Here is a 13,957-nt window from a genome sequence, read left to right on the forward strand (position 1 = left end):
GGCCTGGATCAACGAACCGCCCAAGGACGAGAACAAGGAGAACAAGCAGGCACAACCCGCAGCCTGAGCTGTCTCAACGAGTTTGACAGGCTCCGTGCCGCTGAGCTGCTGTGGAACTTCCTGGGCCGCTCGACGGAGGAGATCAGGCAGTACCGGGATGAGTGGGAGAACCACGGCGAGCGGTTCGGGCGCGTCGAAGGTTACGTGGGACACGGCGGCCCGGGAAAGAACCGCGACGGGATGGCGAGAATCCCGGCCCCGGAACTGCCCCAGGTCCGGATGCGGCCGAGGAAGAATCCCCCGCCCCACGCACAGTTCGGCGGCTGACCGAACCGGCCGGCGCTTGCCCCGCCTCGTTCCCGCGAACCGCTATGCCCGCCCCCACCGAGTTGGACATCATTCCACGCAGAGAGGTACCCGAAGTGATCGAACAACGGACCGACAGAACCGGCGCCCCCGTACATGTCGCGCTCGACGAGACACGCGCCATCAGCGCCTACACCGTGAGCGTGGACGACGGAACCTTCGCCGGCCGTGCGGACTTCGTCGACCCGCCGGAGGCCGGCGGCGAGCGCATCTTCTTCCACACCGAGATCGCCGAGGAGTTCGGCGGTCGTGGCCTGGCGGGACTCCTCGTCCGCGAGGCGCTGGCGGACAGCATTCGCAAGGGCCTCACCGTCGTGCCCGTGTGCCCGCTCTTCAGCAAGCACCTGGACAAGCACGGCGAGGACTACAAGGCCGAAGGCGGACGGTTCCGCCGGCCGAGGCCGGCCGACCTCACCACCGTCAAGCAGGCGATCAAGGGTGGGGCGTGAACGCGGAGCGTCCCTATATCGACCAGGAATACAAGGCAGCAGCGGCTCCCCGAATCGCAGCACAAGGGGCGCGGCCTCGGTGACGACACGATCGAGGTGATCAACGCATCCAACCGCGTTTCGATCGCCAGTGGCCACCCGACGGCCACGAGGTGTATTTGGTCGACCCGGAAACGGTGGTGCCCGATCCCGATCCCGATCCCGGCGACGGTGGCCGGTTGTCACCGTCCGCACGGTGGAGGAGTTCGTGCACTGTCGTGGAGGATGACCGACCGCATACTCGTCCGCGCACGCGAGCCCAGTCATGGATGGGAGGGAAATGCGTCATTGTCTGCGCGCGGCGGCCGACGCGCTCCGGTATCGGGACCGATCACGCCTATGACCGCTCGGCCGGTCGCTGGGAGTGGCGGGCGGTCGACGGGCCCGCGCCTCCACCGGTGGTGTAAGAACTCGGCGACGTCGCCGAGCAGGTGCGCCTGGTCCGGCGGCTCGGGTCGCGGGCGGTCGCGGTGGGAGTGGTCCTGCGCGCCCTGGGACGCGGGCCGCCGCCCGCCTGTCGCACCAAGCCTGAAGGCTCAGGAGCCGCAGCCCACCGATCGGCGGTGGCAGCGGCCTCATCGGGCGGGCGTCGGTGATGCCGAGGAAGCCCGCAAGAGCCGACAACGGCCCTTGTCGGCTCGTTGTCGGCTCGGCGGCGCCGAAACGGATCGGCATGCGGCGGCATCGTGCGGCACGAAGATCGGGCTCGATGCGGACGGGTCAGCACAGGCCGACGCTGAGAAAGCCGCCCTGATACGGCAATCTCGGACTTTCGATCCGGAGGTTGTGCGCAACCCATCCTCCGCAGGAGGACACAGACATATTCGATGATTGCTTCCGGCCCCGCTCCTTCAGGGATGACCCAATCAGATCAGCCATTGAATTGGCACACTTGTGTGCCGCCGTGGCAGGCGATCTGAAGGTCACGGACGTCGCGTCCCCGTTCACACCGGCTGGGTGGCGGCCGCCTTCATGAATCGCCGTTGGTAGCTGACCACCTGGGGGGAGCTCGTCCAGCGCGACAGGTACACCGGGTCGGTCGTGATGAGCACCCTGTGGTGCAGCGAGACGAACTCGGGCTCGGTCAGCATGCGAGTGATGTCGGGGAACATGTCGTCGCCCTCCATGGAGCAGAGGATGAGACGGGAGTCCGGCAGATTCGAGCCGGCCAGCCAGCGCAGTGACTGCCGTGCGGCGTCGAGGCCGTCGTCGAGGCCCGACGGGGCCTGACGTTGGCGCAGGTGGCTCATGGCCATCGAGAGGACCTTGATCAAGTCCAGGTCCTCGTCACCCGGTGCGAGGAAGTCGTTGCCGATCATCCACGAGCGGAGTTGCACCAGGAACGCCTCGTCGCCTGAAGCGTCCCACGCCGCGATCAACCCCCGCATCCGACGCGTCGCTCCGAGCCGGTTGCGTAGGAACGCGTTGATGAAATACGGCCGCGCCTGCAGCGCGAGCGGAGTTTGATGCGGCTCGAACATCAGGGTGAAGTTGACTCGGTAGCCGCGCTCTTGCAGGTCGTAGGCGAGCTGGTGACCTCGGAGATAGTCCCGGGGATGGCCCTGGTCGTAGCGCAGGGGGAACCGTCCATCGCCTTCCAGCAGCGAAGGGTACGTGCTGGGGCCGATCGGGCCGGTGTGCGGAACCTTGACGACGAGACGGTGCCTGCCGAGGATGGATTCGTAACGCGCAACCTCCTCCAGGATCACGCTGAAGTCGGTCTCGTAAGGGTTGTGCAGCTCGACGGACACGTCGCAACCCGGGCCCAGTATGCGTGCGACCTCGCCGATGACCTCGTCGATCGTCTTGTACTCGCGATTGACGTTCTTGGTGGGATCGTTGAGGAAGAGGTCGTAGACGATGCCCGGGTTGCACGTCATGTTGGCGACCAGGTTCGACCATGGCGCGATGTCGCGTGGATTGACGCTGTCCACCGAGAACAGCAGAGGCGTAGGGCGGGACCGGCCGTCGCGGTCGTAGCCGATGTCGCGCACCAGGTCGATCTCCGCCGACCCGTCGTGCCGGTCCCTGACCTCGATCCGGAATCCGGCGGGAGTCCCGCCGCCCGCGTCGCCGAGGGTGTCGATGACATCGCGGAATGTCGTCGTCACACCGACATTCCGCCCGGCGAGGCCCTCGCGTAGCCACGCGGGCAGGCGGGCGACGTAATCCTGTTCGCCCGTGCGGACCCGGAGGGGACCGGCGTCCCCCGAGGCGTCGGAGACGCCCGGTCGTGGCTCTGCGTACGGTGTTGAGCGGCTCACTTGCTTCCGTTCGTGTGGTGGTCGGACGGGTGAAGGCACCGTTAGAAGACCCGAATCGGCACGTCGGCGGGGGCGGCCAGCAGGTCTTCGATCTCGTCGTCGAGCCGGACCAGCGTGAGTGAGGCACCGCCATGTCCAGCGAAGTGCAGTATTCGCCGATGTAGTTGCGCGCGACCTCGATGCCGCGCTTCGAGAGTTCCTTGTGAGCCAGCCCGTACAGGATGTACAGCTCACTGATCGGCGTGCCGCCCAAGCCGTTGACCATCAGGGCGACGCGTTCGCCGCCGGAGAAGGGCAGGTCGGGGACGATGGCGTCGAGCAGTTGCGTGACGATCTCCGCGGCGGTGGCGACGTTGACGCGCTCGCGGCCGGGCTCACCGTGGATGCCGACACCCATCTCGGCCTCCTCGACGCCGAGCTCGAAGATCGGGGTGCCCTTGGCGGGCGGCGTGCACGACGTCAGGGCCATGCCCATGCTGCGGGTCACCGAGTTGACGTGCTCCCCGATGCGCACGACCTCGTCGAGGTCGGCTCCCCTCTCCGCGGCCGCGCCCATGGCCTTGATGACGAAGAAGTTGCCCGCGACACCGCGCCGGCCCACGGTGAACGTCGAGTCGTTGACGGCCACGTCGTCATCGACCAGGACGGTGCGGACCTTGATGCCCTCGGCCTCGGCCAGTTCCTGCGCCATCTCGAACGCCATCCGGTCGCCCGTGTAGTTGTTCACGATGTACGCCACGCCCGCGTCGGAGGCGAGCTTGCGGGTCGCGCTCACGATGTACTCCATCGGCGGCGCGGCGAACACATCGCCCGGGCAGGCGCCGTCGAGCATTCCGGGTCCGACCGCCATGACGTGCGCCGGTTCGTGACCCGAACCCGAACCCTGCAGGATCGCCACCTTGTTCGCGACCGGGGCGTCCGCACGCGTGATCAAGTTGATCTCGGGGTCGTAGGTCAGGGTGTCCGGATTGGCGAGGGCGAGACCCTCGAGCATCTCGGACACGAAATTCTTGGGGTCGTTGACGAACTTCTTCACGCTTCCTCCTCGGACGGTGACGTCGACTGCGACGCGGGGGTGGTCGGACCGCTGAGCCTTTGTGCGATCTCTTCGGTCATGACGGCGATGGCGACGGCCCCGGGGTCGGCGCTTCCGACGCTGCGCGCTCCGGTGTAGCTGGCGCGGCCTCGCTTGGCCTGCAGGTCCTTGGTGGCGTCGGCGCCCGTGCGCGCGGCCTGCGCGGTCCGCCGCAGCGCCGCGGCGACCGGGAGCCCGTCGTCCACGGCGCTCTCGAGCGCGTCGACCGCCGGGATCAGGGCGTCGAGAAGGGTCTTGTCCCCCAGATCTGCCTTTCCGCGGTCCTTGATCCCCTTGATCGAGGCGCGGAGAGCGGCCACGGCCGCCTGACCGCCGGCGGGGGTCTCGGGCTGAGCGAGCGCACCCCCGGCCCGCAGGAACGCCGTGCCCCAGATCGGGCCGGACGTTCCGCCGGTGCGGCTTGTGATGGTCGTCGCGACGCGGCGGAGAAAGGCCGCGTCGCTGTCCCGGTCGAGCTCATCCCAGGTGTCGAGGACGACTTCGAAGCCCCGGGCCAGCGAGAAGCCGAAGTCGCCGTCGCCGGCGACGGCGTCGAGATCGCAGAAGTAGCGCTCGTTCGCGACGGCCGTCTCGGCGATGGCGCGGACCACGGTCTCGACGAGGCCGGTGGTGCTCATTCCGTTTGTCCCTTCGATGTGGTCCCGTGCTTTCGCTCGAGAAGTCGCCGGAGGTGCTCGAACCTCACCTCATGTCCGATCTCGAGGCCGGACGGATCGGCGCGGACTACGCTGGGCGCTCCGTCGGGGTCACCGAGGTCGCTGACGACCAGGGATGCGCCCTGGAAGACGTCACCGCCGGTGTACTCGCTCTCGGTGACCACGCACACCATCCCCGCCTCGACGGCGGAGGTGCACCCGATCGGCGAGTCCTCGATCGCTACGCAGTCCGCCGCCCGTACGCCCAGTTCGAGTGCGGCCGTGAGGTAGATGTCGGGGGCCGGCTTCTTCTTCGACACGACATCGCCGGCGAAGATCTGCAACTGGTCGGCGACGTCCGGAGCGAAGACGTGCCGGGCCACGGCGCGCACCGACTCGTACGCGGAGGTGGAGGCGACCGCGATCCGCCAGCCGGCGGCCATGGCCTCGGCGGCGAGCCGCGCGACGCCCGGGCGGCCGGGGAGTCTCCCGTCCGCGACGATCTGGCGGTACAGCTCGCTCTTGCGGCGATGCCAGGCCAGTACGAGCTCGTCGAGCTTCGCGGCATCAGTGGGCAGTTCCGCACGCTCGAGGAGGTCGGGAGTCAGGGCGGCGCGGATGCGCTCCTTGCCGCCGCCGACCGTGAGGAGCGGGCCGTAATCCGCGATGCTCCAGTGCAGGGGGACGCCGTGTTCCTCGAAGGTCCGGTTGAACGCGACCCGGTGCCCGTCCTTCTCGGTGTCGGCCAGGACTCCGTCGCAGTCGAAGATGAGTGCGCGCGTGCTCATGCCGCGTGACCGGAGCTGCCGAAAAGGCGCATGTGCTCGACCGCCATCTCGGTGACGGCCGCAGACGAGGAGGTGATCTGCTCGAGCGGTTCCCAGCGGCCGCTCGCCTCGGCCGTCCGGAGCGCTTCGAGGTTGGACCTCATCCAGGCGTGCTTGAGCGCCGTCGAGATGTTGACCTTGGCGCAGCCGCGCGCGATCAACTCCCGGAACTGATCGGCGGAGAGCCCCGTCCCGCCGTGCAGCGCGACGGGAACGCCCGTCCGGGTGACGATGTCGTCGACTCGCTGGTAGTCCAGGGAGGGCTGGGCGGTGTACTGCCCGTGAGCGTTGCCGATCGCGGGGGCGAATACATCGACCCCCGAGCGCTCGATGAAGTCCAGGCAGATATCGAGGGTCTGCCGCTCGGCCGGTGTGTCGCTGCCGATGCCGTCCTCGACGCCGGTGATCGATTCGATCTCGCCCTCGACATGCGCCCCGTACTGTCGCGCCTCGGCGACGACCTGGATCGTCTGCGCCAGGTTCTCGGCGACCGGCATTTCGGAGGCGTCGAAGAGCACGCTGTTCCAGCCGGCGCGCAGGCACTCGGTGATGACCTCCCGATATGGGCAGTGGTCGAGGTGCAGGGACACCGGCACCTCGATTCCGGCCGTCATCGCGCTCCAGCCTGCGAACAGGACCGAGGAGCCGAAGTGCCGCACGGTCTTGACGGAGGTCTGCACGATGAGCGGTGATCGCTCGGCGACCGCCGCGGACAGGACGGCCTCCATCGTGTCCAGGTTGACGATGTTGATGGCCGGGACGCCGTAGCGCTGCTCGAGCGCGGGCTTCACGATGTCTTGCAGAGCGGTGACAGGCACTACTACCCCCGTTTCGGTATACGCCTCACGGTAGGTACGGTGCGCGACCGGCACATGAGGGCGATTCCCCGTCTTCACCTGGGGGTCTTCCCTACCGGGCCGCCGCGCGCCCCCGCGCCATCAGCTCATTGCGGGTCTTCAACCCGGCCTTCCGCAGGATCGCGCCGACGTGCTTTTCCACTGTCTTGACCGAGATGACCAGCTCGTCGGCGATCGCCTTGTTCGCCAGGCCACGCTCCACCAGGTGGCGAACCTCGCGCTCGCGGCTGGTGAGGTCGGCGTGGCCGGGACCTCGCTCGATCGGATCGAACGTGGGCACGATCGGCCGGCCCTTCGACGCGGCGAGAACCACCGAAGCCGCCGTGGAGCCGTCGGCCGTGTCGAGGACGCAACCGGTGGCGCCGACGAGGACGACCTCGGAGAGCAGGTCGTAGTCGCGGCGAGGACAGACGGCGACGATGGCGCCGTCGGGGCAGGCGTCGGTGGCTCGCCGCACCCAGTCGACGAGTAGATCGGGGTCATCGTGGGCGATCATCGTCACCGCCGGAGCCGAGCGGTGCATCTTGCGCAGCAGGTCCTCGACCGTGCGGCATTCCGCCACCACGGCGAGCGACGGCTCCTCCCAGGTGATCAACCTTGCGATTCCGGCGGTGGTGATCCGGCGCGGGGCGGCGACGACGACCGGGACACGCGGGGCGTGCTCGCTCGGCCGGTGCCGCTGCGGGAAACGAAGCCGCACCGTCGTGCCCCAGTTCGGTTCCGACTCGAAGGCGACATCACCGCCCAGCTCCCGCGCGCAGCTGACGATGCGCGCCTGCCCCGGTCCGGCCGGTATCTCGCTGGGGCCGGTGACGAAGCCGCGGCCGTCGTCCTGGACCACCACTCGCAGCACCGAGTACTCGTAGGCGAGCAGCACCCGGACGCTTCGCGCCGAGGCGTGCCGGACGATGTTGTCGAGCACTTCGCGGAGGACGCGCATGATGTCGCGCAGGACGGCCGGCTCGAGGGCCACCGGTTCGCCCGACACCACGAGTTCGGTGCGCAGCGAACGGATGTCCTCCAGTGTCGCCAGTTCGCTGCGGAGGAGGGTGTCGAGGTCCCGTTGGTCCTCCGCCACGAACGCCAGTTCGTGAACCTTGGCCGTGATGCCGGCGAATGCCGCCTGGACGGCGGCCCGTACGGATCCCAGCTCCCCGTCGGCGTCGGCGGGCTTGCGTTCCTCCGCGACGTCGATCTCGTGAACGGCCTCCTGGAAAGCCTGCGCCAGGAGGTCCTCGAGCTCGGCGAGAACGCGCTGGCGCTCCGCCGTGGCGGCCTTGTGCCGGGTGTGCTCCTCGATCGCGGCGTGCATCGTCGCGTTGGCCAGCGCCACGGCGCCGTGGCGGGCGAACATGCCCAGGAGCTGCGCGTCGTCGTGCCCGAATCGACGATGGGGATCGCGGGAGAACAACACGCATGCCCCGATGACGCGACCTCGCCATTCCAGGGGGACGCCGATGGTCGCTCCCAAGCCGTCACGGTCGGCGGCGTCGAGGTGTCCTCCCTTGACGTCGTCGTAACGGTCGAACCACACCGCGGTCCGGCGCCTCACGACCTCCCCGGTCATGCCCTCGTCGAGCGGGAACACCTGCCCCGACTGGCATTGGACGCCGATGTCGGCCACTTTGCGGTAGGTTCCGGCCGCCTCGTCGACGCTGGAAACCGATCCCGCGTCGCAGGCCATCAGCTGGATGCAGCGGGCGAGGATGGACTCGAGCGCGGCCGACGGCTCGAACTCGCCCGCGAGCTCGTCGGCGATCTCGTTCAGCGCGGTCACCTTGGCGACCAGCGTGGCAAGGGATCTCGGCGGGCCCTCAGGCTGAGACGTCACAGGCCGAATCCTCCGACTCGCGATGGCGGCGCCCGATCATGCCGTGCGGGGGGGCCGCGCTATTGGGCAGGGTGCGGGCTCGTCGTCCGGTAGCTGGCCGCGGGGGCCAGAGCCCTCCCCTTCAGGGGTGCGGCCAGATGCTCGAACAGCGCCCCGGCCGCGGGTGCGCTCCAGTCGTCCGCGAGGAGCTCGCGCGGCAGGCCGGAGTCACAAAACGGGAGCTTACGCTAGTGGTCGACACGCCAACGCAGGTGGTCAAGGCGTGCTCGGGTCGATGTCAGGGCTGCTGTGGCCCGGTTCCTCCTGTACCGCGAGGTCGAGGACGAGACTCCGATGGCGAGCCCCAAGCGGCAGGTGGCGCACGAGGCGTACATGCTGATGCGCGCGGCGGTCGCGGGCGCGTCTCGGGTCGACAGCGCAAACGCCTCACCATTGCCGGTGAGGCGTTTGCACGGTTGGACGGTGTTCCTCCTGCGGTCTCAGGTGGCCTGTGGTCGTAGGTCGAGCCTGCGCAGCAATTGGGCGTTGAGGGCGACCACGATCGTGGACAGGGACATCAGGACCGCGCCGACCGACATGGGCAGGACGAACCCGACCGATGCCAGGACCCCTGCGGCGAGCGGAACGGAGATCAGGTTGTATCCGGCGGCCCACCACAGGTTCTGCTTCATCTTGCGGTAGCTGGCCCGGGACAGGTCGATGACCGACAGCACCGAGCGGGGGTCGTCGCTGGCCAGGATGACCCCGGCAGAGCCGATCGCGACGTCGGTGCCGGCGCCGATGGCGATGCCGACGTCGGCCTGGGCCAGCGCGGGGGCGTCGTTGACGCCGTCGCCGACCATGGCCACGTGCTTGCCCTCGTCCTGCAGCGCCTTGACGGTCGCGGCCTTGTCCTCGGGGCGGACGCCGGCGAAGACGCGGTCGATGCCGAGTTCGGCGCCGACCGACTCGGCGACCGCCCGGGCGTCCCCGGTGATCATGATGACCTCGATGCCCCGCCGGTGCAGCGCGTCGACGGCCCGGCGGGACTCCGAACGGATCTCGTCGGCCAGTTTCAGCGCGCCGATCACCTGTCCGTCGCGGAGCACGTGCAAGATGATCGCCCCGTCGGTGCGCCAGCGGTCGGCCACCCCGAGTTCCTTCCGACCTTCCTCGGCCAGGAGGTACGGTCCGCCGACCCGGATCTGCCGGCCGGCGACGGTGGCGGTGACGCCGAGGGCGGGGGACGAGGTGAAGTCGCGGGCGCGCGGGACGTCCAGGTTCCGCTCGGCGGCGGCGCGGACGATCGCCTTGGCCAGCGGGTGCTCGCTGTCGGTCTCGGCGGCGGCGGCGAGCGCGAGCACCTCATCGGCGATGAGTCCGGTGGCCGGTTCGACGGTGATGACGGTCGGCTCTCCCTTGGTCAGGGTGCCGGTCTTGTCGAACAGCACGGCGTCGACGGTGCGCATGCTCTCCAGGGCCAGCCGGTCCTTGACCAGTACCCCGCCGCGGGCGGCGCGTTCGGTGGCGATGGACACCACCAGCGGGATGGCCAGGCCGAGGGCGTGCGGGCAGGCGATGACCAGCACGGTGATGGTGCGGGTGACGGCGTCGTCGGTGTAGCCGAGCATCAGCGCCCAGACCAGCATGGTGATCACGGCCGCGCCGAGAGCGAACCAGAACAGCCATCCGGCGGCGGTGTCGGCCAGCCGCTGCGCACGGGAGGAGGAGTTCTGCGCCTCCGACACGAGGCGCTGGATACCGGCCAGTGCGGTGTCCTCGCCGATCGCGGTGACCTCGATCCGCAGCCCCGAGTCGGTCGCGACGGTCCCGGCCACGACCCGCTCCCCGAGACCACGGCGGACGGTGCGGGACTCGCCGGTGACCATCGACTCGTCCATCTCGGCCTCGCCGTCGATGATCTGCCCGTCCGCCGGGACGCCGCCGCCCGGTCGCACCAGCACGACGTCGCCCACCCGCAGAACACCGGGATGCACGGTGACGAACCGATCGCCTTCGAGACGCTCGGCCTCGTCGGGCAGCAGCGCGGCCAGTGAGTCCAGGGCCGAGGTGGTCTGTGCGAGCGATCGCATCTCGATCCAGTGCCCCAACAGCATGATCACGACCAGCAGCGCCAGCTCCCACCAGAAGTCCAGCTGGTGATCCAAGATGCGCAGGCTGGAGCCCCACGAGGCGACGAACGCCACCGTGATGGCCAGCGCGATCAGCAGCATCATCCCGGGCCTGCGGGAGCGCATCTCGGCGGCGGCGCCGGTCAGGAACGGCCGGCCGCCCCAGGCATACATGGCGGTGCCCAGCAGCGGGGAAACCCAGGTCGTCCAGCCCGCGTCCGGCAGCCGGTAGCCCAGCAGCGAGGCGAACATGCCGGAGAAGCCGACCACGGGCACGGCAAGCACCAGCATCACCCAGAACAGCCGCCGGAACTGTCCGGCATGGTCGCCGTGTCCCGCGTGGTCGCCGTGACCCCCGTGCGCCGCGTGACCGGCGTTGTCGAGCACCGAACGGTCGGAGTGATGAGCGTGGCCGACGGGCTCCACGACCGGCTCCCGCTGATCAACATGACGGTGACCGGTCATGATCGCTCCCTTCCATCCGAAATCGTCAGCAGCTCACGCAGGCAGTGCTCCAGCAGTTGCTGGGGAAAGCCGTCGGCCAGGCGGTAGTAGATGACCCGGCCGCCGCGACGGGTCTGGACCAGGCCCGCACCGCGCAGTTGCCTGAGCGCGTAGGAGGACTGATCCATCGAGATGTCCAGCGCCAACGCGAGATCACCAACGCACAACTCCTCGACCGACACCAGCACGAACAGCATCCGCAAGCGAACCTGATCGGACAGAAGGGCGAGCAGCGACCCGAGACGCTCCGCCTCGGCGGCCGTCAGGGCGGCCCTGTGCGCGCGGCCGACCCCCGCGGCATCGACCGGATGGTTGTGCGACACCTTGTCCATATACGTATATTCGCACGAACGTACGACTATCGCAATGTGGGTCGAGCCACGTCGGCGGGCGCGCCTTCCCCGGCTGACCAAGCCACGGTGGCCGTGTGATTAGCAGTCGCGGAGTTGGCTGCTCAGTCTTGGGGCCTCGATGCAGGAGAGGCGCTGCGAGGTCGGCGGTGCCCACCGGGCGGCGAGCTTGTCGGTGCTGCTCAGCGGCCTAGGTCTCGGCGGTTGAGCCGCCAGGCGCCGGCGGCGATCAGGGTGATCGCGGCGGCGGCCAGGACGGTCGCGTCGCCGAGGTGGAGGCCGTTCTTGAGCGGTTCGCCGCCGATGTAGTAGTGGTACGGGGTCAGTTGGCGGAGCCAGTCGGCGCCGATCTGGGGGGCGAAGCCGTTTAGGGCGTAGGCGGCGACACCGAGGCCGGCGGTGATGCCGAAGACGGTGGGGCGGCTCTTCCCGGTGGCGGCGCCGAGGCCGGTGGCCAGCGCGCCGAACAGAATCGTCAGCAGGAGCAGGTTGACCGCTTGCGCGGTGAAGTTCGCGGGACTGATGGTGTCGAGTTCGGCGCTGGAGCGGATGGCGAGCATGGCGGCCAGTACGAGCACCGCGATCGCCAGGGCGCCGGCGGCCAGGGCGGCGAAGCGGTGCAGCAGCAGCCGGGTGCGGCCGATCGGGTGGGCCAGGAGCAGGTCCAGATAGCCGGATTCCTCGTCGGCGGAGATCATGCGGGCACCGGTGGCGGTGCCGTAGAAGGTGGCCAGCAGCGGCACCAGCAGTCCGAACACCGCGCCCTGCAGGTAGCCGGCGGCGTCGGCTGCATCGTCGAAGCCGAAGCCCCGCATCGCCTCGGGCACGTTGGCCAGGGAGTCTGCGGTGATCTGCGGGTAGAAGCTGCCGTACATCATCGCCAGCACCCCGGTGGCCAGGGCCCAGACGGTGAAGATGCGCCGGTTGTCGTACAGGGTCTTGGTGAACATCGAGCCGCTGAAGGCGCGGGCGGGTCCGGACGCTCCGGGGATCGTGGGGGTGGCTGCGGGGCGGGTGGTCATGGTGCCGCCGTTCGTGATCGTGTCAGTGGGGTGGGAAGGTTCAGGCGGCGGTGCCGCTGCCGGGCTCGTCGGTCTGGCCGGTGTAGTAGGTGTGGAAGAGCTCTTCCAGGTCCTGGGTGTCGGCGCGCAGGCCGGTGACGGTGTGCCGGGCGGCGGCCTTGATCAAGGGATCGGGGCTGCCATCGGCCCGGCAGGTCAGGGTGGCGCCGTCGACGGCCAGGTCGGTGACGCCGGGCAGGCCGGCGAACTCCTCCACCGGCACGGGGGCGGCGAAGGTGATCTGCACCTGCAGGAAGGAGCGGGCGCGCAGGTCGGCGACGGTGTCCATAGCGACCAGTTCGCCTTCGCGGATGATGGCGACGCGGTCGGCGACCGCTTCGACCTCGCTCATGATGTGGCTGGACATGAACACCGTCTGCCCGCCGGCCCGGGCCTCGGCGACCATGTCCAGGAACGTCTGCTGGACCAGGGGGTCCAGGCCGGAGGTGGGCTCGTCCAGGATGAGCAGTTCGGGCTGGTGCATGAACGCCTGCACCACGCCGACCTTCTGCCGGTTCCCCTTGGACAGGGTCTTGATCCGCGCGTCCAGGTCCAGCTCCAGCTGCCCGGCCAGTGCGGCGATCCGGTGCGCGGGGACGCCCCCGCGCAGGCCCGCCAGGAACGTCAGGCACTCACCGGCCTTCTGCCGGCCGTCGACGACGAAGTCTCCGGCCAGGTACCCGATACGGCGGTGCAGTCGCACCGCGTCGTCGCGCGGGTCCAGTCCGAGGACGCGGGCGGTTCCGGAGGTGGGGCGGATCAGGTCCAGCAGCATCCGGATGGTCGTGGACTTGCCCGCCCCGTTGGGGCCCAGGTAGCCGAACACCTCGCCCGCCCACACCTGCAGGGACAGGTCGTCCAGGCCGCGGCGGGTGCCGTAGGTCTTGGTGAGGTGGTCGATGTCGATTGCTGCGGTGCTCATGTCGGTAGATAATATCAAAGTCTTCAAAGATTTTTGAAGACTTTGAGCTGTTAAGGTTTCGTCAGGGTCTTTGAGGAGGGGGACGACCTTGGCGGACACCACCGAGGCGGCCGAGCATCTGGCGCTGGTGCTGGCGCAGGGCGGGCTGCAAAAGGCGACCGCGCGGGTGCTGGCGGCGTTCATGTTCGCCGACGAGGACAGTGTCACCGCGCCGGATCTGGCCGAGCGGCTGGGGATCAGCTCCGGCAGCGTGTCGGGGGCGATCAAGATGCTGTCCACCGTCGGGCTGATCGAGCGGGCTCCCGCGCCGGGCAGCCGCCGCGAGCACTACCGGGTGCGCGAGGGTGCCTGGGCCACGTTGATGTCGGCCCAGAACGGCATGGTGCAGGCGATGTTCAAGGCCGCCGATCGGGGCATCGAGGCCGCCGGGCCCGACAGCCCCGCCGCCCGGCGGCTGGAGGAGATGCGCGACTTCTACGGCTTCATGTTCCGCGAGATGCCCGCCCTGATCGAGCGCTGGCGGACCGGTCGCGACCGCCGCTCCGGCGCCTGACCACGGACCCGCGGCCGCGGGGTAAGGCACCTACCGGAGCCGGGGACGCTGATCATGGGTCGAGTGGGACCGAGCCTGGCCCCATGCTGATG

General features: G+C 69.2%; 11 protein-coding genes and 3 pseudogenes. 3 read left to right on the forward strand and 11 right to left on the reverse strand.

The annotated features are described in order from the left end of the window. Nucleotides 1–327, forward strand: a pseudogene (locus tag AB0C35_RS42850) (hypothetical protein); the annotation flags it as partial. Nucleotides 328–422: 95 nt separating this feature from the next. Next, on the forward strand, nucleotides 423–815 hold the full coding sequence (locus AB0C35_RS42855) for a GNAT family N-acetyltransferase (RefSeq protein WP_358469297.1): 393 nt from the start codon (nucleotides 423–425) through the stop codon (nucleotides 813–815). Nucleotides 816–1,798: 983 nt separating this feature from the next. Here AB0C35_RS42855 and AB0C35_RS42860 read toward each other — a convergent pair. The 11 genes and pseudogenes from AB0C35_RS42860 to AB0C35_RS42910 form a co-directional block, all read right to left on the reverse strand. Beyond that, nucleotides 1,799–2,965: a transaldolase family protein gene (locus AB0C35_RS42860; protein WP_358469300.1), complete on the reverse strand. Its 1,167-nt coding sequence runs from the start codon at nucleotides 2,963–2,965 to the stop codon at nucleotides 1,799–1,801. A gap of 340 nt (nucleotides 2,966–3,305) precedes the next feature. After that, nucleotides 3,306–4,112, reverse strand: a pseudogene (locus tag AB0C35_RS42865) (dihydroxyacetone kinase subunit DhaK); the annotation flags it as partial. Nucleotides 4,113–4,150: 38 nt separating this feature from the next. After that, a complete protein-coding gene (gene dhaL, locus AB0C35_RS42870; RefSeq protein WP_358469303.1) occupies nucleotides 4,151–4,831 on the reverse strand; it encodes a dihydroxyacetone kinase subunit DhaL in 681 nt (226 codons plus the stop codon). Beyond that, nucleotides 4,828–5,637 carry an HAD-IA family hydrolase gene (locus AB0C35_RS42875; RefSeq protein ID WP_358469306.1) on the reverse strand — a complete coding sequence of 270 codons (810 nt, stop codon included), beginning with the start codon at nucleotides 5,635–5,637 and terminating at the stop codon, nucleotides 4,828–4,830. The genes dhaL and AB0C35_RS42875 overlap by 4 nt, the downstream gene beginning before the upstream one ends. After that, a complete protein-coding gene (locus AB0C35_RS42880; protein ID WP_358469309.1) occupies nucleotides 5,634–6,467 on the reverse strand; it encodes a class II fructose-bisphosphate aldolase in 834 nt (277 codons plus the stop codon). Before AB0C35_RS42880 ends, AB0C35_RS42875 begins: the two co-directional genes overlap by 4 nt. 118 nt (nucleotides 6,468–6,585) lie before the next feature. Next, nucleotides 6,586–8,364, reverse strand: coding sequence for a LuxR C-terminal-related transcriptional regulator (locus tag AB0C35_RS42885; protein ID WP_358469311.1), 1,779 nt, complete (start codon nucleotides 8,362–8,364; stop codon nucleotides 6,586–6,588). A gap of 59 nt (nucleotides 8,365–8,423) precedes the next feature. Then, nucleotides 8,424–8,579: pseudogene (locus AB0C35_RS42890) on the reverse strand (PaaX family transcriptional regulator C-terminal domain-containing protein); the annotation flags it as partial. Between the two features lie 264 nt (nucleotides 8,580–8,843). Then, nucleotides 8,844–10,940, reverse strand: a complete 2,097-nt coding sequence (locus tag AB0C35_RS42895; RefSeq protein ID WP_358469314.1) for a heavy metal translocating P-type ATPase — start codon at nucleotides 10,938–10,940, stop codon at nucleotides 8,844–8,846. Then, entirely contained in the window at nucleotides 10,937–11,311 is a 375-nt protein-coding gene (locus AB0C35_RS42900) for a metalloregulator ArsR/SmtB family transcription factor (protein ID WP_358469317.1), read from the reverse strand. Before AB0C35_RS42900 ends, AB0C35_RS42895 begins: the two co-directional genes overlap by 4 nt. Nucleotides 11,312–11,511: 200 nt before the next feature. Continuing rightward, the gene (locus AB0C35_RS42905) at nucleotides 11,512–12,351 is read right to left on the reverse strand and encodes an ABC transporter permease subunit (RefSeq protein WP_358469320.1); all 840 of its coding nucleotides are present in this window, start codon (nucleotides 12,349–12,351) and stop codon (nucleotides 11,512–11,514) included. A 40-nt stretch (nucleotides 12,352–12,391) separates the two neighbouring features. After that, nucleotides 12,392–13,312, reverse strand: a complete 921-nt coding sequence (locus tag AB0C35_RS42910; RefSeq protein ID WP_358469323.1) for an ABC transporter ATP-binding protein — start codon at nucleotides 13,310–13,312, stop codon at nucleotides 12,392–12,394. 88 nt (nucleotides 13,313–13,400) lie between these two features. On the opposite strand from AB0C35_RS42910, the gene AB0C35_RS42915 reads away from it, so the two are divergent. Continuing rightward, nucleotides 13,401–13,865: a MarR family transcriptional regulator gene (locus tag AB0C35_RS42915; protein WP_358469326.1), complete on the forward strand. Its 465-nt coding sequence runs from the start codon at nucleotides 13,401–13,403 to the stop codon at nucleotides 13,863–13,865. Nucleotides 13,866–13,957 lie beyond the last annotated feature (92 nt).

This window comes from Spirillospora sp. NPDC048819 (assembly GCF_040650055.1).
Classification (GTDB): Bacteria; Actinomycetota; Actinomycetes; order Streptosporangiales; family Streptosporangiaceae; genus Spirillospora.

What these genes read in the sequence shown, in the direction of transcription:
- dhaL (WP_358469303.1), bottom strand. Translation starts at nt 4,831, where the DNA reads ATGAGCACCACCGGCCTCGTCGAGACCGTGGTCCGCGCCATCGCCGAG.
- AB0C35_RS42875 (WP_358469306.1), bottom strand. Translation starts at nt 5,637, where the DNA reads ATGAGCACGCGCGCACTCATCTTCGACTGCGACGGAGTCCTGGCCGAC.
- AB0C35_RS42895 (WP_358469314.1), bottom strand. Translation starts at nt 10,940, where the DNA reads ATGACCGGTCACCGTCATGTTGATCAGCGGGAGCCGGTCGTGGAGCCC.
- AB0C35_RS42900 (WP_358469317.1), bottom strand. Translation starts at nt 11,311, where the DNA reads ATGGACAAGGTGTCGCACAACCATCCGGTCGATGCCGCGGGGGTCGGC.
- AB0C35_RS42905 (WP_358469320.1), bottom strand. Translation starts at nt 12,351, where the DNA reads ATGACCACCCGCCCCGCAGCCACCCCCACGATCCCCGGAGCGTCCGGA.
- AB0C35_RS42910 (WP_358469323.1), bottom strand. Translation starts at nt 13,312, where the DNA reads ATGAGCACCGCAGCAATCGACATCGACCACCTCACCAAGACCTACGGC.